Source organism: Kribbella sp. NBC_01510, assembly GCF_045040325.1.
Lineage (GTDB): Bacteria > Actinomycetota > Actinomycetes > Propionibacteriales > Kribbellaceae > Kribbella.
This window is the reverse complement of sequence record NZ_CP109418.1, coordinates 6,547,341-6,566,506: the sequence shown is the minus strand read 5'-3', so window position 1 is coordinate 6,566,506 and position 19,166 is coordinate 6,547,341. Positions and strand designations below refer to the sequence as shown.

Sequence of the window (19,166 nt, the reverse complement as noted above, 5' to 3'; positions counted from 1 at the left end):
ATTCATCCTGGAGCCGGAGGGAACCACGGCCGAACACTCGGCCTGGAACCTGGGTGGGGCTACGAGTGATCCAGCAGAAGGCAGCGCCGCAGCCGGACCGGGCAACCGAGGGGCAGTCCCGGCAACCGGCGCAGGCGGACGTCGCGCCGCCGCGGGGAATGCACGCGTCGATCCTCGCGATGCAGCGCTCGGTCGGGAACCAGACGGTCACCGACCTCCTGCAGGCAGCCACCCGCCCGCAGCCGGCCGAGAGCCCGCGGCCGGCCGAACGTCACCTCGAGCCGGAAGCAGTCCCCGCAGCGTTCACGGTGGTACGCACCCCACCCCCACCCGACAATCACGAGGAAGAGGCCGATCGCCTGGCCGACGAAATTCCGGCGGAGCCTCTCGACCTGGACTCGGTCCGCGTCCACAGGGACGCCGCATCGGCGTCGGCCGCGGACTCCCTGGACGCCGAGGCGTACACGATCGGCTCGGACATCCACCTCGGTCGTGACGCCCCCGCACTGACGTCCCCCGAAGGGCGTCGCCTGATCGGGCACGAGCTCGTCCACGTACGACAGCAGGCGGCCGGCGCCGCACCGCGCGGAGTCCCGCAGCCGAAGCGCCGGAAGCCGAAGCAACGCAAGGCAGAGAGCTTCCGGATCGTGGTCGACCACGCCATGGGCCCCGACGAGCTCCTCCGGGCCTTCGTGGCGCAGTACTACCGCATCACCGACACCCATGAGCTCAACCGCGTTGTGGCGCGATGGCATTGGACGCCGAATCCGCGCTCGGCGCGAGACAAGGATGTCGCCCAGGGATTCGTGCAGGTCAATGTCTATGACACCGCCCGGACCGAGTTCGACGCACTCGCCGCCAAGGACAAGAAGGCGGTCAACGACGAGACCGACCGAAGGTTCTTCGCCGAGACCGGGCTCGACCCGACGACCAAGCTGAGCGCCGGCCCCGAGGACAAGGAACTGGCCGCACGCTGGCGGGGAATCCGCGCCAACCTGCTGGCCGAACAGGCGCAGGCACGCGCCCTGCTCGCCCTGCCCGAGGACATCAAGAAGGTCCTCTTCGCCGGCGGACGGCAGATCAAACCGGAGGAGTACGAGCAGGCGCTGACGCTCGCCGAGCGGCTGGGGCGGCTGAGCAAGTCCGAACGAGCGCAGTACCTCGCCCAGGTCAACGCGAGTACGGACGACCTCAACGCCCTCTCCAAATCGATCGAGGGGTTCGAGCGGGCCCAGCGGATGCGCGAGTTCGACGCGGAGCAGATCGACGCCGCGGCCGCGGAGATCTTCGGCTTCGAGGATCTCTACGATCTCTACAAGGCAAAGCAGGAAGCCGACCAGCTGGCCGCGATCGCCCCGTACATCGGAGCGACGGTCATGCTGACCTCCCCCGCAGCCTTCGCGACAACCACCCGGTACGCCGAGGCGCAGGAGGCGGCCGACAAGAAGTTCCGCGAGGCCGTCGCCCGCAGCAAGTTCCATACGATCGAGGCTTTCGAGGCGGCCCTCGTCAACTACCAGCGGCGGTTCCGGACCGCCGCCGTCAACCTCGCCCTCGACGTACTCGCGGGCTACGACCACCTGCTCTATGTCGCGAAGCTGAAGTTCCGCGACACCGATGCCGCGAGCAAGCTCGTGACCGCGATCGCCGGGTCGAACGCGGCCGCCGGCTTCCGGGCCGCCGAGAACAAGGAGGCGGCGGCCTCGCTCGCCGAGATGCGGGTGGCCGACGACCTGCCCGGCAGGTCGATGCGTCTCTATCCTGGCGACCCGTTCCAGCTCCGTGCAGAAGGTAAGGCGTTGCGGGCGTCCGCGGAGGAGGCGGTCGTCGAGGCCTCGGGGCACGAGCCGCTGATCGACCCCAACATCATGGGCCGTGGCACCAGCCTGGAGAAGCTGGCCAGGCTGAGTGCGCCGGAGGCGCGGGACTATCTGCTCGAGGTCATCGACGAGCGGCTGCACGACACGGCGCGGGCGCGAGCCGAATTCTACCAGGATCCCGAGCGGATCTTCAGCCTGCCCGATCTCGTGCTCGCCACCATGGAGAACCAAGGGATCGAAGAGAAGACCATCTACGGGCGGATCATTCGTGACCACGTCGCCGACATCCGCAGCGCCCACATCTTCTCCGCCATCGTGCTGGGAATCATCGCGCTCGTGCTCGCCGTACTCGTGCCCGGCGGCGGCTGGCTAGCGGCAGCGGCTCTGGTCGCCAACGCCACCATCAGCTCGGTGCAGGCGATCCAGGCCATCGACGAGTACCGCAGGCAGTCCCGCGACTTTCGGCTCAACTTCATCTCCGACGAGCCATCCCTGCTCTGGGTCGGGGTGGCGGTCGCCGCGGCCGCCCTCGACCTCGGCCTCACTGCCGCCCAGCTTCTCAAGGCATCGGCGAAGGGCCTGGCCGAACTGGAGGGCCCGCTGCGGGAGTTCGCGGCCGCCAAGGACGTCGAAACTGCGGCCAGCAGGCTGGAACAACTCACGGCCCGCATCGACGCCGCGACCGGTCTCGAGGAAGAGCTCAAGACCGCGCTGAAGGCGCGCGCCGCCGCAGAGCTCGGATTCACCCGTGCGCTGGGCAAGACCATGTCCCTGAAGGCCGGAGTCGATCCGACGCCACTGTTCGAGGCGCTCTACTACAGCATCAAGAAGGGCGCGGACACCATCACAAAGCTGCGCAAGGAAGCACAGCTGATGGCCGTCCTCGGTGACATCACCAAGCTGCCCGGCGGGTCGCTCGAGGAGCTCACGCTCGCGTTCCAGCGGGTGAAGAAGGTCATCTCGATCGCCAAGCGCAGGAGCATGGACGAGGCCACGATCCTCAAGTACGTCGACCGGCTGGCCGCAGAGCGGGCAGGCGGCGAGGGCGCGTTCGAAGTGCTCACCAGCGAGATGGGCGCGTGGAGACCAATGACGCCGCAGCAGGCGCGGGCGGATGCGGCGCTGGCCGCGGCGCACACGGAGCTCCTCGACCGGCGCAAGATGCTGCAGGAACTGGAGTTGGAGCTCGAGGCTCGCCCCAAGCGCCCGGACGGTACGCCCGACGTCGAGCGGATGCGGGAGATCGAGGACGACCTGCGCTGGCTCAAGGGTGAGACCAAGCAGACGCGGACCGGCTCACATCGGGTGCCGGGCGCGATCGACGAGGCGCAGAAGGCGTTCGAGAACGCGATGCGGCTCGCCGAGCAGGCGCGGCTGGACCCCAAGATCCTGATGCGACGTGCCTTCGCGGCATCCCCCGAGCGCGCCGCCGTCCTCGATGCCTCGAAGGGCGTGGACCAGGTTGGTGGGCTGCTGCCGCCCGCGTCCGGCATCCATCCCGACCACATCGTGTCACTGCAACGAATGACCGAACTGGAGGGCTTCGAGAAGCTGACCCTCCTCGAGCGCGGGCACTTGGCGACCTTGGAGAAGAACCTCGTTGCCATGGACGCAGCCGCCAACCTGTCCAAGGGCGAACGCTCGTGGTCGTTGTGGAAGCAGGCATCATTCTTCTACCCCGCCGAGACGATCCAAAGGATGGCGGCCCGCGAGGCCGGTCTCCTCACCGAGATCCAGGACTGGATCAAAGGCGTCGTAGCCGGACGCCCCTAACCACCGCTCACCGCGGATCTCGAGCTGGACTCGCATGAGCAGGTTCCTCCGCGGCCGGCATCGTAGCGAGCGTGTTGCGTGGACGGCGCTGTGCTGCGGACCGTAATCGCCGCCTCGCCGACGCACTCATCCCGTCGGCTCGGGCGTCTCGTCGGTCGAGCCGACCGCATGCGCTGTGCACTTGGGCCTCAACGGACCAGGTTCGCCCGATCGCGGCCTGCCCTGACAGTGCTCTCCCCACTCGGCGGCCAGCCTCCGGACCTTCGCGGTGCCCTCCAGCGTGCGGTCCAATGCACCGCGGCCCAGCCACTTGAACATCCGGTCCCAAGCCCAATTGAAATGCTTCTGCGTCGGCGTGGCACCTTCGTGTGGTGTCCAGCCGGACGCCGACTACTGATCCAGACAACCCTGGAATCAGCCTCTGACCTGCGGAAACGTCAGCGGATTCTCATCCCAGAGATCGCGCGGGCGATCACCAAACGCTGGATCTCTGAGGTGCCTTCGAAGATGGTGTAGATCTTGGCGTCTCGGTGCATGCGTTCTACGGGGTACTCGCGGGTGTAGCCGTTGCCGCCGAGGATTTGGATGGCTTCCTCGGTGACGCGTACGGCGACCTCGCCGGCCTTGAGCTTTGCCATCGAGCCTTCGCCGTGGCTGTAGTCGGGGGTTTCGCCGCGCATCAGGCCGGCGGACATGTTGGCGGCGCGCCAGACCAGGAGCCGGGCGGCGTCGATCTCCATCGCCATGTCGGCGAGTTTGAAGGCGATGCCCTGGTTGTCGATGATCGGGCGGCCGAACTGTTCGCGGCTCTTGGCGTAATCCAACGCCACTTCATAAGCAGCCCGCGCGATGCCGATCGCCTGGGCGCCGACGATGTGGCGGGTCATCTCGAAGGTGGCCATCGAGGCGTTGCGGCCCTGCCGGCCCTCAGCAGAGCGGGCGCGAGCGAGGCGCTCGTCCAGCTTCTCTTTGCCACCCAGCACATTGGAGGCCGGGATGCGCACGTTGTCGAAGAAGACGTCCGCGGTGTGCGACGCCCGCAGGCCGTGCTTGCGCAGCTTCGTGCCCTGCTCCAGACCGCGCACTTCGGACTTGGGTACGACGAAAGCCGCCTGCCCCTTGGTTCCAAGAGACGGATCGACCGTCGCGACGACCACGTGGATGTCGGCGATCCCGCCGTTCGTCGCCCACGCCTTCTGTCCGTTGATCACCCACTCATCGGTCCGAGAGTCGTACGTCGCCCGCGTACGGATCGCGGACACGTCCGAGCCCGCCCCGGGCTCCGACGAGCAGAAGGCCGCAACACGGACGTCATCCGGCGTGCCGTAGCACCGAGGCATCCACTGACTCCACTGCTCCGGCGTACCGTTCGAGAAGATCGCCGACGACGCCAGCCCGGTGCCCTTCAGCGACATCCCGATGCCGGCGTCACCCCAGAACAGTTCCTCGTGGACCAGCGGCATCAGCAGCCCGGACGGATCCACGAACAGGTTCACGTTCGCGTCCAGGCCGTACAGACCGATCTTCGCGGCCTCCTGGATCACCGGCCACGGTGTCTCCTCGCGCTCGTCCCACTCGGCGGCTGCGGGGCGGATCACCTCGGCGGCGAAGGTGTGGGCCCAGTCGCGGATCTCGCGCTGTTCGTCGTTCAGAGCGAGCGAGAACGTGCTCCAGCCCGGCTTGGACCGCTCGGCGCCCAGTTCACCGGCGAGCGCCATCACGTCGGCGGCGACAGTCGCCTTGGGGGTGGTCATCAAACATCCTCCGAAGCAGGGGAAGACTCAACAGCCAGATGTTACCCACGAGTGTAACCGTCGTTTGCACCAGGGGGTACCGGTGTGGCTAAGATCGATCCATGAGCTCCGCGCTGCTCGCGATCGGACGCCGCCGGACCACGGCGGAGCGTCGTCGCGACCGGGAGCGGGACATCATCCGGGCGACCCGGGAGCTGTTCGACGAGCGCGGCACGATCGACGCGCAGATCGACGATATCGCCAAGCGGGTCGGCATCAACAAGGCGCTGATCTACCGGCACTTCGCGGGCAAGGAGGAACTGTTCGCGCTCACCCTGGTCGACTACCTGGCCGAGCTGGACGACCGCCTGTCCACAACAGACAACCCGCGCAAGGCACCGCTCAACCGGCTGAAAGCACTGAGCGAGGTCTTCGTCGACTTCTGCCTGGAGTATCCGGCGTTCGCGGACTGCGCGATGAGCCTGCTCCGCCGGACCGGTGAGGAACTGTTCGGCGAGATCACCGAGCCGGTGATGATGAAGCTCGGTACGGCGATGGCCACGGCGCTGGCGCGGATCGCGGCGATCCTCAAGGCCGGGCAGCGGTCAGGTGTGTTCGACGACGTCGACACCGACTACCTGGCCAACCACCTGTACACGCAGACGCTCGGATCGTTGCACATGGCAAGGGTCGGGTTGATCGTGTCGAGCGGCCAGCCGGGGCATCCGGTCGTGCATCATGCCGATATCGCCACCGTCCGGGCGACCGCGATCACCGCCACCCTCGCGACCGCAGTAGGCCGGAAAGCTCTCAACCACAGCAGCCGGGCTCCGAGAAGCAGAACCACCAGAGCAGGAGAGACATCGTGACCGAACCGCGCAAGGTGGCCGTTGTCGCCGGGAACAGGATTCCCTTCGCCCGGCAGGACAAGACCTACCGGCACGCCTCCAACTCCGACATGCTCACCGCCGCGCTCAACGGCCTGGTCGACCGGAGCGGCCTCGGCGGCCAGGAGCTCGGTGAAGTGGTCGCCGGCGCGGTGCTGAAGCACGCCCGCGACTGGAACATGGTCCGGGAGGTGGTCCTCGGCTCGAAGCTCGCCCCGACGACCCCGGCGTACGACATCCAGCAGGCCTGCGGCACCGGACTCGAGGCGGCGATCCTGGTCGCCAACAAGATCGCCCTCGGCCAGATCGAGGCCGGCATCGCGGGTGGTGTCGACACCGCGTCCGACGCGCCGATCGCGGTCAACGACCGCCTCCGCGGCATCCTGCTCGACCTCAACCGGGCCAAGACCTACCCGGATCGCCTTCGGGTCCTCGCGCGCGTCCGCCCGAAGGACGTCGTACCGGAGGTCCCACGCAACGTCGAGCCGCGGACCGGGAAGTCGATGGGCGATCACGCGGCCCTGACCGCGCTCGAGTGGGGCATCACGCGGGCGGCGCAGGACGAGCTCGCGTACCGCTCCCACATGAACCTGGCCAAGAGCTACGACCGCGGCTTCCAGCAGGACCTGATCACGCCGTACCTGGGCCTCGAGAAGGACCAGAACCTCCGCCCCGACACCTCGCTGGAGAAGCTCGCCACACTCAAGACGGTGTACGGCAAGGGCGAGACCGCGACGATGACGGCCGGCAACTCGACCCCGCTCACCGACGGCGCGTCGACCGTACTGCTGGCGACAGACGAGTGGGCCACGAAACACAGCCTCAAGCCCCTCGCCTACCTGACCCACTCGCAGACCGCGGCGGTCGACTACGTGAAGGGTGCCGAGGGGTTGCTGATGGCTCCGGCGTACGCCGTGCCACGCATGCTGGCCAGGGCCGGACTGAGCCTCCAGGACTTCGACTACTACGAGATCCACGAGGCGTTCGCATCCCAGGTGCTCGCCACCTTGAAGGCATGGGAGGATCCGATCTTCTGCAAGGAACGGCTCGGCCTGGACGCGCCGCTCGGTGAGATCGACCGGGACAAGCTGAACGTGAACGGCAGCTCGCTGGCCGCGGGCCACCCGTTCGCGGCGACCGGCGGGCGGATCGTGGCCGCGCTGGCCAAGCAACTGGACGAGAACGGCGGCGGCCGGGGCCTGATCTCGATCTGCGCCGCGGGCGGCCAGGGTGTCGTCGCCATCCTCGAGAAGTAGGAGCTGAGATGACGGATCGCTACCAGACCTTCACCCGGACGCCGCTCGGCCAGACCCTGGTGAAGAACCTGGGTCTGCCCGACCCGGCACCGCTGCCGCGCTGGACCGAGGGTTCGCCGGTGATCGACGGGCCGGTGGTGTTCGGCGCGATCTCCGAGACCGACACCGGTAAGGCGATCCAGGCGCTGCTGCGGGACATCGGAGCCTCCTTCAGTACGGCGACCGAGGGCGTGGCGTCGAGCGAGATCCGGCCGAAGGCGCTGGTCTTCGACGCCACGGGCGCGACGTCGACGGCCGAGCTCACCAGCCTGCAGCGGTTCTTCTCCCCCGTGATCCGCCAGCTGGCGCCGGCCGGGCGAGTGATCGTGGTCGGCCGTACGCCGGAGCTCGCGCAGACCACCGGGCAGCAGATCGCGCAGCGCGCCCTCGAGGGCTTCACGCGAAGCCTCGGCAAGGAGGTCAAGCGCGGCGCCACGGTCAACCTCGTGTACGTCGCTCCGGACGCGCACGAGCAGCTGGATTCGACACTCCGCTTCTTCCTCTCCCCCAAGTCGGCGTACGTCGACGGCCAGGTCGCGCGCGTCGGGACCGGACCGCTGGTCAGCAACGACTCGGCTCGTCCACTGGCCGGCCGCGTCGCGCTGGTGACCGGCGCGGCCCGCGGGATCGGCGCGGCGATCGCCGACACGCTGGCCCGGGACGGCGCGACCGTGATCGGCGTCGACGTACCGCAGAACGCGGACGCCCTGCGCAAGGTGATCTCGAAGATCGGGGGCACCGAGCTCCTCCTCGACGTGACCGCGGTCGACGCACCGCAGCGGATCGGGGCGCACGCACAGGAGCAGCACGGCGGCCTCGACATCGTCGTCCACAACGCCGGCATCACCCGGGACAAGCGGCTGGCCAACATGCGCACCGACGCGTGGGACGCCGTACTCGACGTGAACCTGCGCGCCCCCGAGCGCATCACGAAGCATCTGGTCGAGTCCGGCGCGCTGAGGGACGGCGGCTCGATCGTCGGCGTCGCTTCGATCGCGGGCATCGCCGGCAACAACGGCCAGACGAACTACGCGACCTCGAAGGCCGGCGTGATCGGCTTGGTCCAGGCACTCGCGCCGACGCTGACCGACCGGCAGATCCGGATCAACGCGGTAGCGCCCGGGTTCATCGAGACCGAGATGACCGCGAAGGTCCCGTTCGCGATTCGCGAGGTCGGCCGCCGGATCAACTCGCTGCAGCAGGGCGGGCTGCCGATCGACGTGGCCGAGACGATCGCCTGGTTCGCCGATCCGGCCTCAGCGGGTGTGACCGGCAACGTGGTCCGCGTCTGCGGCCAGAGCATGCTGGGCGCCTGACATGCCGACCCGACGGTACGACGACTCCCCCGGCCTCGGCTCGCTCTACGCGCGGACGGTCAAAGCCACGCTGCGACGGGCCGACTACGAGCCGGACGCGGACGGCCTCACGCTGGAACTCCCCCGCTCCGCGATCGACCAGGACCACTTGTCGGCGTACCGGGATGTCACCGGGTTCCCGGCCGGTCCGGCGCTGCCGGCGACGTACCCTCATGTGCTCGCGTTCCCGCTGCACCTGGACCTCATGTCCGACCCGTCGTTCCCGTACAAGCCGATGGGGATCGTGCACCTGTCCAACACGATCAGCCAGCGGCAGCCGATCCCGATCCACGCGGAGCCGGCGATCCGGGTGCACAGTACGCCGGAACGCCCGCACCCCAAGGGGACCGTGTTCGACGTGGTCAGCGAGGTGCGGGTCGACGGTGAGCTGGTGTGGACCGATCTCACCACGCTGCTCAGTCGCTCGTCCGGGACGGAGTCGGCACACGTCGACCTACTGAAGAACCCCGAGCTGAACCCGACCGCATGGTGGGACCTGCGCGGCAACCTCGGCCGCCGGTACGCCGCCGCGTCCGGCGACCGGAACCCGATCCACCTGTTCAAGCTGACCGCTCAGGCGTTCGGGTTCCCGCGCCAGATCGCGCACGGCATGTGGGCCAAGGCCGCCGCGCTCGCCTCGATCGAGCGCGCCGGGAAGCTGCCGGACACCTTCACCGTCCGCGTCGACTTCCGCAAGCCGCTGCTGCTGCCGTCGCGCGTGCAGTTCGGCTACCAGCAGACCGGCAAGACCACCGACTTCGCCCTGTACGACGAGCAGCACGAGCTCACCCACCTGATCGGCCACCTGCAGGCCCACTGACCCACTCGACTCCGCCTGGAATGTGGAGGACACTCCGAGCCATAGGAGGGGTGGACATGATAGGAGCATTGCTACTCGGCCTGGTCTGCGGTGCCGTGGCCCGGATGCTCGTCCCCAATGATGCCTTCCGGCACATGAGCGGGCCGAAGTCCTGGCTGGTTTCGATCGGACTCGGCCTGCTCGGCGCCTTGCTCGGCTACGTGATCTTCACGCTGGGCCTCGGCATCGGTGACGACGACATCTTCGACTGGGGCGGACTCCTGAGTGCCCTGATCGGGACGATCATCGTGGTACCGGTCGCGACCTGGATCCTGCGCCGGCGCGCACAGAATCCGACCTGAGTGCGGCAGGTTGGCAGTCGTCGCGCAGGTCGTCGAGGACCTTCCCGATGTCCGCCGGGTCGAGCTGCTGACCATCCCGTCGGCGAACGGCGATGAGACCGGCCGCCGCCTCGCGGGCACCGATGACGGCCTGGTACGGCGCCAACCGGTTCTCGCGGATGCGTGCGCCGAGACTGCCCTCGTCCGCATGCGCGATCTCGACCCGCAACCCCCGATCCGACGCCCGCCGGGCGACCTCGGCGGCGACCTTCTCCTCGTCGTCGGAGATCGGGAGTACGACGAGCTGGACCGGCGCGAGCCAGGCCGGGAACGCGCCGCCGTGCACCTCGATCAACTGCGCGACCGCGCGTTCGATACTGCCCACGATCGCGCGGTGCACCATCACCGGACGGTGTTTGTTGCCGTCGGCGCCGACGTACTCGAGGCCGAACCGCTCCGGCTGATGGAAGTCGATCTGCACGGTCGACAGGCTGAACTCGCGGCCGGCCGAATCCTCCATCTGGATGTCGATCTTCGGTCCGTAGAACGCGGCGTCCCCGGGCGAGTCCTCGTAGTCCACGCCGGCGTTGTCGAGAACCTCACGAAGGAGTCGCGCGGCTTCGGCCCAGCTCGCGGCATCACCGACGTACTTGCCGGCCGGGCTGTCGAAGTCGGCGTCTTCAGCGGGCAGTGCCAGGACGTAGCGGGACGGGCTGATCTCCATGTCGCTGTAGGCCTGGTTGATGAGAGCGAGCGCGTTGCCGGCCTCCTCGGCGACCTGGTCGAGGCGGCAGAAGATGTGCGCGTCGTTGAGCTGCATCGCGCGGACCCGGCTCAGGCCGCCGATCGCGCCGGAGAGCTCGGCGCGATACTGGCCGCCGAGCTCGGAGATCCGCAGTGGCAGCTCGCGGTAGCTGTGGGAGCGGGAGCGGTACATCAGCGCGTGGTGTGGACAGATGCTCGGCCGTAGCACCAGTTGCTCGCCGCCCATATCCATCGGCGGGTACATGTCCTCGTGGTACTTGGCCCAGTGGCCGGAGATCTCGTACAGCTCACGCTTGGCGAGCACGGGCGAATAGACCTGCTGGTAGCCGGCTCTTCGTTCCACCTCGGCGATGTAGCTCTCCAAGGCGCGCCGGATCGCGGCACCGGCGGGCAGCCAGCAGGGCAGGCCCGCGCCGATCAGCGGGTCGGAGTCGAACAGGCCGAGTTCACGGCCGATCTTGCGGTGGTCGTACATGGTGTTTCCTCCACGAGTTGGGGGCGAGCAACCCACGGAAGGCACGAAAAAGCCCCGGGGCACTCGCCCCGGGGCTTTGTCAGACAGTCAGGTGTCAGCGCGCCGGGACGAACTCCGGCGTCGTCGTAACTACTGCGCGCTGCAACATGCCTCCACGATATCAGAAGTTGCTACGCGTTCTCGTCCAAGTTCAGGCCTACCGGGCGGATGAGGCCTTCCTGCGCTACTGAGGCGATGAGGCGCCCGTCGACGGTGTAGAGGCGGCCGGTGGCGAACCCGCGCGCACCGGACGCGGACGGGGACGCCTGGTCGTAAAGGAGCCACTCGTCGGCGCGGAACTCGCGATGGAACCAGAGGGCATGGTCCAGCGACGCGGGCTGGATCCGGCGGTCGCCGATCACGATGCCGTGCGGCAGCAAGCTTGCCCCGAGCAACGTCAGATCGCTCGCATAGGCGAGAACGCAAGCGTGCAAGGCAGGATCGTCAGGAAGTTTGCCAGCAGCCCTTATCCAGAACTGGCGGCCGGTGACTCCGGCCAGGCGTACGTCGAGGGCCGCCCACTCCTTGTCCCAGTCGGCGGCCGAGCGGCCCGACCGAGCCTCGAGGACGGTCGCCAGCCGCGGCGCCTCGTCCGGCGGTACGACGTCGTCCGGCATCGGATCCTGGTGGTCGAGACCGGGCTCCGGCCGCTGGAACGACGCCGACATGTAGAAGATCGGCTTCCCGTTCTGCGACGCGACCACGCGCCGGCTGCTGAACGAGCCGCCGTCGCGCGTCGGCTCCGGGCGGTAGACGATCGGTACGGCGGTGTCGCCCGCCCGCAGGAAATAGCCGTGCAGGGAGTGCACGATGCGCTCGGGGTCGACGGTCCGGCTCGCGGCGGCCAGCGCCTGACCGAGCACCTGGCCGCCGAACACCCGTTGCATCGACGTGTCGGGCTGACGCCCGCGGAACAGGTCGACGTCGATCATCTCCAGGTCGAGCAGCTCGACCAGATCCTCCAGCGACTCAGGCATGCCTCATCCTGACAGGCGGGGCCTCGCCCACGAACCGGGGGCCTGGGACAAGAAATAACCTGCCCCAGGCCCCCAGAACCTGTCCGAGCCCCCACCCGGTGTCCCAGCGCTGGGACCGGGCCCAGCCGCGGTGCTCGCTCCGCGGACGAGCGCCGGTCGGCGGACTTGCCGTACTGCCTGGTGGCGAGGGTTATTCGTCGTCGTTGCGGTTGAGTTCGGCCAGGAACTGTTCGACCTCGGCGCCGAGCTCTTCGGCCGACGGGGTGGAGTCGGCCAGGAGGCTCTTGCGGCTCAGGGAGCCGGCGGCTGCGTCGTACTGGGTCTCGAGAGCGTTCACCACCGCGCTCGCGTCCTCCGAGGCCTCGACCTGCTCGTCGACAAGCCGGCCGGTGACGGCGGCCTCGTCGAGGAGGGCCTTGCTAGGGAGGAGCAGGCCTGTCGCCGCGGAGATCGCGTGCACGAGGGCCAGCGCGGCGCCCGGGAACCGGTTCTCGGCCAGGTAGTGCGGCACGTGGACCGCGAAGCCCATCGCGTCCTTGCCGGCCTCGCCCAGGCGCACCTGCAGCATCGTGCCGGCGCTCGCGGGCAGCCGCATCTCGCCGTCCCAGATGTTCGAACGGGTGACCAACTCGGGCCGGGTCGCGTGCGCGGTCAGGCCGAGCGGACGGGTGTGCGGGACGCCCATCGGGATGCCGTGCACGCCGACCGTCAACGTCACGTTGTACTGCTCGATCAGCTGCCGGACGGCGCTGGCGAACCGGTCCCACTGGTTGTCCGGCTCGACACCTTCGAGCAGCAGGAACTCGACACCGGCGTCGTCGGTGAGCAGATGCAGGCTCAGGTGCGGCGGCGTGTAGTCGATGAACCGGTCCTCGGCGAACGTCACCTCAGGCCGCCGGGCCCGGTAGTCGTGCAGGAGATCGATGTCGAACCGCGCGAGCAGCCGGCTGTCCAGCACCTCGAGCAGGTGGTCGGCCGTGACCCGGCCCGCCTGACCCGCGTCCATGAACCCGTCCAGCGAATGCACCAGCACCTTCGGCGTCGCCGCCGGGCCGGTCGCCACCGACTCGTCGACGATCTCGTAGAGGTCGTCCGGTCGCAGCATGGTCGTCTCCTTCACACAGTGGCCAACAGGGCGGGTAGGCTCCTCTATCCTGCCCTCTCACCTGTTAACGCCTGAGATGCGGGCCCACATTCCGGCAGTCCGGAACTTTCAGCATCTTCCAAGATTCGGCACTCGGGAAGACACGTTGGAAAGCGCTTGCTAGGTTGGCTGTCGTGAGCAGCGAACCAGACTCTCCCCTGACCGTCATGCTGGCGATGAGCGACGCGAGCCGGGAGCGTGTCCTGATCCCGCGCGTCCGGCAGCGCCTGGAGACGGCCGCGACCGTCCTCCCGGTCGGTCCTGGGACCAGCTTCCTGGCCGACCCGGCGATCCGGGCCGCGCTGGCGGAGGTCGACGTACTGCTCACCGGTTGGGGCTGCCCGCGGATCGGGCCCGAGGTGCTCGACGCGGCGCCGAAGCTGCAGGCGATCCTGCACGCGGCCGGCTCGGTGAAGGCGATCGTCGACCCGGCCGCGTTCGACCGTGGGATCCAGGTGTCGTCGGCGGCGACCGCGAACGCGTTGCCGGTGGCCGAGTTCACCGTCGCCGCGATCGTGCTCGCCGGGAAGCGGGCGTTCCGGCTGGCCGCGCAGTACCGGATCGAGCGGCGGAAGGCGGACCCGCACGGGATGCCGGGCAACTACGGTACGACGGTCGGCCTGCTGGGCGCGTCGCGGATCGCCAGGATGGTGGCCGAGCGGCTGCGCGGATTCGACCTGCACGTGCTGATCAGCGATCCGTACCTGACCGCGGCCGAGGCGGCCGGGCTCGGCGCGGAGCTGGTCGACAACGACACGCTCTTCCGTCGGAGCGACATCCTCAGCGTGCACGCACCGCTGATCCCGGAGACCGTCGGCCTGGTCGACGCCCGTCTGCTCGGGCTGCTCCGGGACGGTTCGGTCCTGATCAACACCGCCCGCGGCAAGATCATCGACTCCGAAGCCCTGGTCCGCGAATGCGTGTCCGGCCGGATCGACGCCGTCCTCGATGTGACCGATCCCGAGCCGCTGCCGCCCGACTCTCCGCTGCTCGACCTGCCCAACGTCTTCGTCACCCCCCACGTCGCCGGTGCCGTCGGCAACGAAATCGCCCGCCTCGGCGAACTCGCCGTCAGCGAGCTCGAACGCCTCGCCACCGGCCAACCGCTTCTGCACGCCATCAGCGCCACCGAACTCGGGAGACTCGCATGACAGTGCTTTTGGCCGCGCCTCCGGCGCGACGGTCATGGGGCTTCAACTCCCGGCCTTCCCTCGTCGCTCCAGTCGCTTCGCTCCCTCCACTCCTCAGTCCAGACCGGGAGGCCCCATGACACGCCTCGTACTGCCTGACACCGATCGTGTTCTGTCGCGCCAGACGGGATGGAGTCGCGCGCACTGGGAGGCCTTGGCGGATCACCTGCTTGATTCGCTCGTGCCGTACTTCTCCCCCGGCGCGTCGCTGATCGCATTGCCGGGTCGGCCGAGTCGGTCGGGGACGGCGTCTGATGCGTTGGAGGGGTTTGCTCGGTCGTTCATGCTGGCCGCGTTCCGGATCGCCGGCGTGCAGGGCAAGGGCTGCGAAGAGCTGATCGAGCGGTACGCGCGGGGTGTCGCGAACGGAGCGAATCCGGACCACCCCGAGGCGTGGCTGCGGCTCACTCCGCGCTCCCAGCAGATGGTCGAGGCGGCGGCGATCGCGGTCGCGCTGCACGAGACGCGGGAGTGGATCTGGGACCGGCTCGACACCCGTGCGCAGGAACACGTCGCGGAGTGGCTGGGTGGCTTCAACGGCTCGACCACGCACGACAACAACTGGCGGCTGTTCCAGGTCGTGAGTGAGCAGTTCCTCGCGTCGGTCGGAGCGCCGTACTCGCAGGAGGACATCGACAGCGGGCTGGACCGGATCGAGGACTGGTACGTCGGCGACGGCTGGTACTCCGACGGCGACGGGCAGAACTTCGACAACTACATCGGCTGGGCCATGCACCTCTACCCGGCCCTGTGGACCCGGATGGCTGCTGCCACGCCGGGGGCGGCGTACGAGGACCGGTTGAAGCTGTACCGCGAGCGGTTGAGCCTGTTCCTCGAAGACGCGGTGCATCTGGTCGGCAACGACGGCGCACCGATCTACCAGGGCCGCTCACTGACCTACCGGATGGCCGCTGCGACGCCGTACTGGATCGGGGCGCTGCTGGACGCCACTCCCCTGTCGCCCGGGCAGACGCGGCGGCTGTGCTCGGGGATCGCGCGGCACTTCGTGCAGCACGGTGTGCCGGATGAGCGTGGTCTGCTGACACTGGGGTGGTACGACACGTTCCTGCCGACGACACAGCAGTACTCCGGGCCTGGCTCGCCGTACTGGGCCTCGAAGGGTTTCATCGGGCTGGTGTTGCCGCCGGACCACCCGGTGTGGACGGACCCGGAGGACTCGATCCCGCTGGACGACGCGGATCAGGTACGGGCGATGCCGGCGCCGGGGTGGATCGTGCACGCGAGCCGGCACGACCAGATCGTGCAACTGGTCAACCATGGCGCGGACCACGCGCCGGTCGCCGAGCCCAAGGGTGTGGAGCCGGAGGGCGACCCGCACTACAACCGGTTGGCGTACGCGAACCACGCTGGGCCGGAGCTGTCCGACCAAGCACCGCACATCGACAACCTGATCTCGCTGGTCGACGCGGATGGCCGGGCGAGCTCGCGTGGGCGGATCCGGCGGATCGCGGTCAGCGGGCGTACGGCGTCCTCGTGGCACAAGGCGTGGCTCGGCACGGACGGACCGTGGCGGATCGAGACCGCGTCGGTCGTCCACGGCGGCTGGGAGATCCGGTGTGCACTCGTCGAAGGACCGGCCGGAGCGATGGTGCGCAGCGGCGGCTTCGCGGTCGCCGGCGAATCCTTGCCTGAGGCAACCGCTGGAGCGCGGACGGCGTCGGCGCGGAACGACGACGGCTTGCTGACCGCGGTCGTCGGACTGCACGGGTACGACGAAGCCGGTGTGCACCGGGATCTGGGGGCGAACCCGTTCGGTGTGCACTCGGCGACGCCGTACCTGACGGCTGCGCACCGCGGCGATCCGCTGGTGCTGGTGAGCGCCGTACTGCTGACCCGGGATGCGCTCCGGCCGGAAGCGCTTGCCGAGGGCATCGATGTCGCGGTGGACGGGACGTCGGTCCGGATCAGCCTGCCCGGCGGCGGCACCGAGGTGGTCGAACTGGCACAAAATCGAGTCGGTTAGGGGAGGCCCCCAACGATGTGGAATCCGGTCGTGCCCACTAGATTGACGGGATGAGCACGTACGAAAAACTTCTGCAAGAACAGATCCGTAACGAATTCACGGCGTCCCAGCAGTACACGGCGGTGGCTGTCTGGTACGACGATCAGGACCTGCCGCAGCTGGCCAGGCACTTCTACAAGCAGGCGCTGGAAGAACGCAACCACGCGATGATGATGGTGCAATACCTGCTGGACAAGGACATCCGGCCGCAGATCCCGTCGGTCGGCGAGGTGGAGTCGGACTTCAAGACCGCGCTCGAGCCGCTGGAGCTCGCACTGGCGCAGGAGATCACCGTCACCAAGCAGATCGAGACGCTGGCCCGGACCGCGCGGGACGAGAGCAACTACGTCGGCGAGCAGTTCATGCAGTGGTTCCTCAAGGAGCAGGTCGAGGAGGTCGCCACGATGAAGACGCTGGTCAACGTCGCGAAGCGGGCCGGTGACAACCTGTTCAACCTCGAGGACTTCCTGGCTCGCGAGGTGGCCGGCGACGCAGGCAATGACCCGACAGCTCCCCCGGCTGCCGGCGGCGCGGTCTGAGTTCCTACCAGCTGCCGCCGCCTCCGCCGCCCCCGCCACCGCCGGAAGAGCCCCCGCTGAAGCCGGAGGAACTGCCGCCGCCTCCCCCGCTGCTGGCCGGGGCGGGCGGCGGGTCGAAGGTTTGGGCGAGGGTGGAGCCGACCAGGCCGGCGGTCCAGCCGGAGGTGTAGTACGACGGCCCGCTGTACCAGTACGGGTCGGGCGTCAGGCGGCCGGCGGCGACCAGTTGCTCGCAGACCTTCTGCCAGCGGTCGGCCAACTCGAACGCGATCGCCCACGGGAGGTACTTGCTGAAGATGTCCTCCCCCTCCTCGAACCGCAGCTGGTCAGCCTCGGCGGTGGCCAGGTACTTCCGGAACCCGATCAGCTGGTCCGCGACCGCCCGGCCGGCCGGGTTCCGCTGCCCCTTGCCGCGCTTCGCGATCCAGATGCCGACGGCAACGAGTACGGCGACCACCGGAACCACGATCACGATGCCGCGCCCGAGCCCGCCGGTCGCCGCACCGGTGATCGTTCCGGCCAGCCCGGCCCCGAACACCCAGATCGCGATCATCCCCATGCACGCGCAGCCAAAGCCGTTCTTGAAGACCGATCCGCCGCCCGCCCGCGGCATCCGCAGGTACCATCCGCGCTGCTTCACCTGATCCCGCAGCGCCGCGATCATCCCGTCGTGCGCCTGCTCCATCCTGTGGTCACCCACCTTGCCGCGGCGCAACTTGATCTCCGACCCCGGCTGCAGCGACGGGAACAGTCCCGACATCAGCACCTGCTCGTGCGGCGCCGTCGCGACCGCCGGGTTCAGCAGCACGGCCTTCTGCTTCTCCCCCGTGCTCTCGATCCGTATGCCGCCACGCACCGCCATGTCGATCAGCGTTGCGGCTGTCTCCGTGGTGGTCGCCTTCGCGTCGATCAGCAGGCCGCCCTCGGCCACCGGGATCCGCGGCGGCGCGAACGCGACCGGGATCTGGTCCTCGGTCAGGTCGTCCTTCACGGGCTCGGCCGCGACTCCGTTCGGTGGGAACGTGCCAGGCGGCATCCCGGCGAATCGCTGGTCCTTGTTCCCGTTCCGCGAGTACAGCACCGCCACGGCGATCGCGGCCAGGCTCACCGCGCCCGATCCGATCAGCGCGAGCCAGGACAGCCCGTTGCGCTCCATCCAGCTCGGCGGGTCGACCACGATCGGGGCGTCGTTGCTGACCACGCCGGCCTTGATCCCGGCAACGATGGTCATCTGCTCGCCCGGAGCGAGGTTGGCAGCGCCGAAGATCCCCTTGCCGTCGCTCACGGTGTTCAGACAGTCCTGCGTCGAGCCGGCGGTCCCCTGGAAACACTGGGTCTGCTGCACACCTTCCGGCACAGTCACGGTGACGTCGACCCGCTTGAGCTCGGCGTCCCAGGCCGATCCGGTCGCGTCCCAGTAGAGCTCGCTGTGGTCCGCGAAATGCCGGAGTGCGCCGCGGACGTCGTACGTGATCACGTACGTCGCGTCGTACCCGGAGATCGTCTTGTCCGCCGAGCCGATCTTGATCCGCATCGTCTCGTACCGGTCCTGGTTGGACGACGTCGTCTCGGTGCTGAACTCGCTGGACACGCCCGGGCTCGCGGACACCTTGATGTTCGAGACCTCGTACTCCTGGTCCTTCGAATCGTCGTCCTTGTACGGCTCCCGGGTCACCAGGTCGCGGTAGATGCCGTGCCGGCCGGTGCTTCCGAAGGTGTACGCGATGGTCTCCTTCACCTGCAGCACGCCGTCAGGGGTCACGGTGTAGTCGATCGTGAAGTTCTTCACCTCGTCGCCACTGGCGGCCGACGCGGGAAGTGCGAAGCCGGCCAGGGCCAGTGCGGTGACGAGCATGGCGATCGCGGTGAGAAGTGCCCTACGCATGCTGTGACAGTACCGACGGCGGGGGTCCGCCGGTGGGAGGCGGCCCGCGGCGGCCAGCGGCCGACGGGTCAGGCGAATCCGGAACGTGATGGCTCTTGTGCGAAGTGGCCGTTGGGGGAATGGTGG

The 19,166-nt window shown here is 68.6% G+C and carries 14 protein-coding genes; 9 read left to right on the top strand and 5 right to left on the bottom strand.

The window, feature by feature from the left end:
• Positions 1-53 precede the first annotated feature (53 nt).
• Positions 54-3,593, top strand: a complete 3,540-nt coding sequence (locus tag OG558_RS32525; RefSeq protein WP_405066386.1) for a DUF4157 domain-containing protein — start codon at positions 54-56, stop codon at positions 3,591-3,593.
• A gap of 437 nt (positions 3,594-4,030) precedes the next feature.
• Here OG558_RS32525 and OG558_RS32520 read toward each other — a convergent pair whose 3' ends face one another.
• Positions 4,031-5,347, bottom strand: coding sequence for an acyl-CoA dehydrogenase family protein (locus tag OG558_RS32520; RefSeq protein WP_405066385.1), 1,317 nt, complete (start codon positions 5,345-5,347; stop codon positions 4,031-4,033).
• Between the two features lie 101 nt (positions 5,348-5,448).
• Here OG558_RS32520 and OG558_RS32515 point away from each other — a divergent pair, with 101 nt between their 5' ends.
• The 5 genes from OG558_RS32515 to OG558_RS32495 are packed head-to-tail and all read left to right on the top strand — an operon-like array spanning position 5,449 to position 10,024.
• Positions 5,449-6,195, top strand: coding sequence for a TetR/AcrR family transcriptional regulator (locus OG558_RS32515; RefSeq protein ID WP_329477947.1), 747 nt, complete (start codon positions 5,449-5,451; stop codon positions 6,193-6,195).
• On the top strand, positions 6,192-7,469 hold the full coding sequence (locus OG558_RS32510; protein ID WP_405066384.1) for an acetyl-CoA C-acetyltransferase: 1,278 nt from the start codon (positions 6,192-6,194) through the stop codon (positions 7,467-7,469). The genes OG558_RS32515 and OG558_RS32510 overlap by 4 nt, the downstream gene beginning before the upstream one ends.
• A gap of 8 nt (positions 7,470-7,477) precedes the next feature.
• Positions 7,478-8,824, top strand: coding sequence for a 3-oxoacyl-ACP reductase (locus OG558_RS32505; protein ID WP_405066383.1), 1,347 nt, complete (start codon positions 7,478-7,480; stop codon positions 8,822-8,824).
• A gap of 1 nt (position 8,825) precedes the next feature.
• Entirely contained in the window at positions 8,826-9,683 is an 858-nt protein-coding gene (locus OG558_RS32500; protein ID WP_405066382.1) for a MaoC/PaaZ C-terminal domain-containing protein, read from the top strand.
• A 56-nt stretch (positions 9,684-9,739) separates the two neighbouring features.
• On the top strand, positions 9,740-10,024 hold the full coding sequence (locus tag OG558_RS32495; RefSeq protein ID WP_405066381.1) for a hypothetical protein: 285 nt from the start codon (positions 9,740-9,742) through the stop codon (positions 10,022-10,024).
• On the opposite strand, the gene thrS is transcribed toward OG558_RS32495, so the two are convergent.
• The 3 genes from thrS to OG558_RS32480 all read right to left on the bottom strand — a co-directional run bounded on the left by thrS (position 9,966) and on the right by OG558_RS32480 (position 13,364).
• Entirely contained in the window at positions 9,966-11,243 is a 1,278-nt protein-coding gene (gene thrS / locus OG558_RS32490) for a threonine--tRNA ligase (protein ID WP_405066380.1), read from the bottom strand. The genes OG558_RS32495 and thrS overlap by 59 nt on opposite strands.
• 170 nt (positions 11,244-11,413) lie before the next feature.
• Positions 11,414-12,259, bottom strand: coding sequence for an acyl-CoA thioesterase II (locus OG558_RS32485; protein ID WP_329477959.1), 846 nt, complete (start codon positions 12,257-12,259; stop codon positions 11,414-11,416).
• A gap of 190 nt (positions 12,260-12,449) precedes the next feature.
• Complete coding sequence (locus OG558_RS32480) at positions 12,450-13,364, bottom strand: PAC2 family protein (protein ID WP_329477961.1); 915 nt, start codon at positions 13,362-13,364, stop codon at positions 12,450-12,452.
• A 173-nt stretch (positions 13,365-13,537) separates the two neighbouring features.
• On the opposite strand from OG558_RS32480, the gene OG558_RS32475 reads away from it, so the two are divergent.
• From OG558_RS32475 to OG558_RS32465, 3 genes are all read left to right on the top strand, one after another.
• Positions 13,538-14,554 carry a hydroxyacid dehydrogenase gene (locus OG558_RS32475; protein ID WP_405066379.1) on the top strand — a complete coding sequence of 339 codons (1,017 nt, stop codon included), beginning with the start codon at positions 13,538-13,540 and terminating at the stop codon, positions 14,552-14,554.
• A gap of 115 nt (positions 14,555-14,669) precedes the next feature.
• A complete protein-coding gene (locus tag OG558_RS32470) occupies positions 14,670-16,577 on the top strand; it encodes a DUF2264 domain-containing protein (protein WP_405066378.1) in 1,908 nt (635 codons plus the stop codon).
• 50 nt (positions 16,578-16,627) lie between these two features.
• A complete protein-coding gene (locus OG558_RS32465; protein WP_329477967.1) occupies positions 16,628-17,155 on the top strand; it encodes a ferritin in 528 nt (175 codons plus the stop codon).
• Positions 17,156-17,159: 4 nt separating this feature from the next.
• Here the strand turns inward: OG558_RS32465 and OG558_RS32460 are convergent, their stop codons facing one another.
• Positions 17,160-19,040 (bottom strand): DUF2207 domain-containing protein, encoded by a 1,881-nt coding sequence (locus tag OG558_RS32460; protein ID WP_405066377.1) that lies wholly within the window; start codon positions 19,038-19,040, stop codon positions 17,160-17,162.
• Positions 19,041-19,166: the final 126 nt, after the last annotated feature.

Bases quoted from the DNA above. Each gene is read 5' to 3' on its own strand.
- OG558_RS32520 (WP_405066385.1), bottom strand. From the start codon at position 5,347: ATGACCACCCCCAAGGCGACTGTCGCCGCCGACGTGATGGCGCTCGCC.
- OG558_RS32515 (WP_329477947.1), top strand. From the start codon at position 5,449: ATGAGCTCCGCGCTGCTCGCGATCGGACGCCGCCGGACCACGGCGGAG.
- OG558_RS32505 (WP_405066383.1), top strand. From the start codon at position 7,478: ATGACGGATCGCTACCAGACCTTCACCCGGACGCCGCTCGGCCAGACC.
- OG558_RS32500 (WP_405066382.1), top strand. From the start codon at position 8,826: ATGCCGACCCGACGGTACGACGACTCCCCCGGCCTCGGCTCGCTCTAC.
- OG558_RS32495 (WP_405066381.1), top strand. From the start codon at position 9,740: ATGATAGGAGCATTGCTACTCGGCCTGGTCTGCGGTGCCGTGGCCCGG.
- thrS (WP_405066380.1), bottom strand. From the start codon at position 11,243: ATGTACGACCACCGCAAGATCGGCCGTGAACTCGGCCTGTTCGACTCC.
- OG558_RS32485 (WP_329477959.1), bottom strand. From the start codon at position 12,259: ATGCCTGAGTCGCTGGAGGATCTGGTCGAGCTGCTCGACCTGGAGATG.
- OG558_RS32480 (WP_329477961.1), bottom strand. From the start codon at position 13,364: ATGCTGCGACCGGACGACCTCTACGAGATCGTCGACGAGTCGGTGGCG.
- OG558_RS32470 (WP_405066378.1), top strand. From the start codon at position 14,670: ATGACACGCCTCGTACTGCCTGACACCGATCGTGTTCTGTCGCGCCAG.
- OG558_RS32465 (WP_329477967.1), top strand. From the start codon at position 16,628: ATGAGCACGTACGAAAAACTTCTGCAAGAACAGATCCGTAACGAATTC.
- OG558_RS32460 (WP_405066377.1), bottom strand. From the start codon at position 19,040: ATGCGTAGGGCACTTCTCACCGCGATCGCCATGCTCGTCACCGCACTG.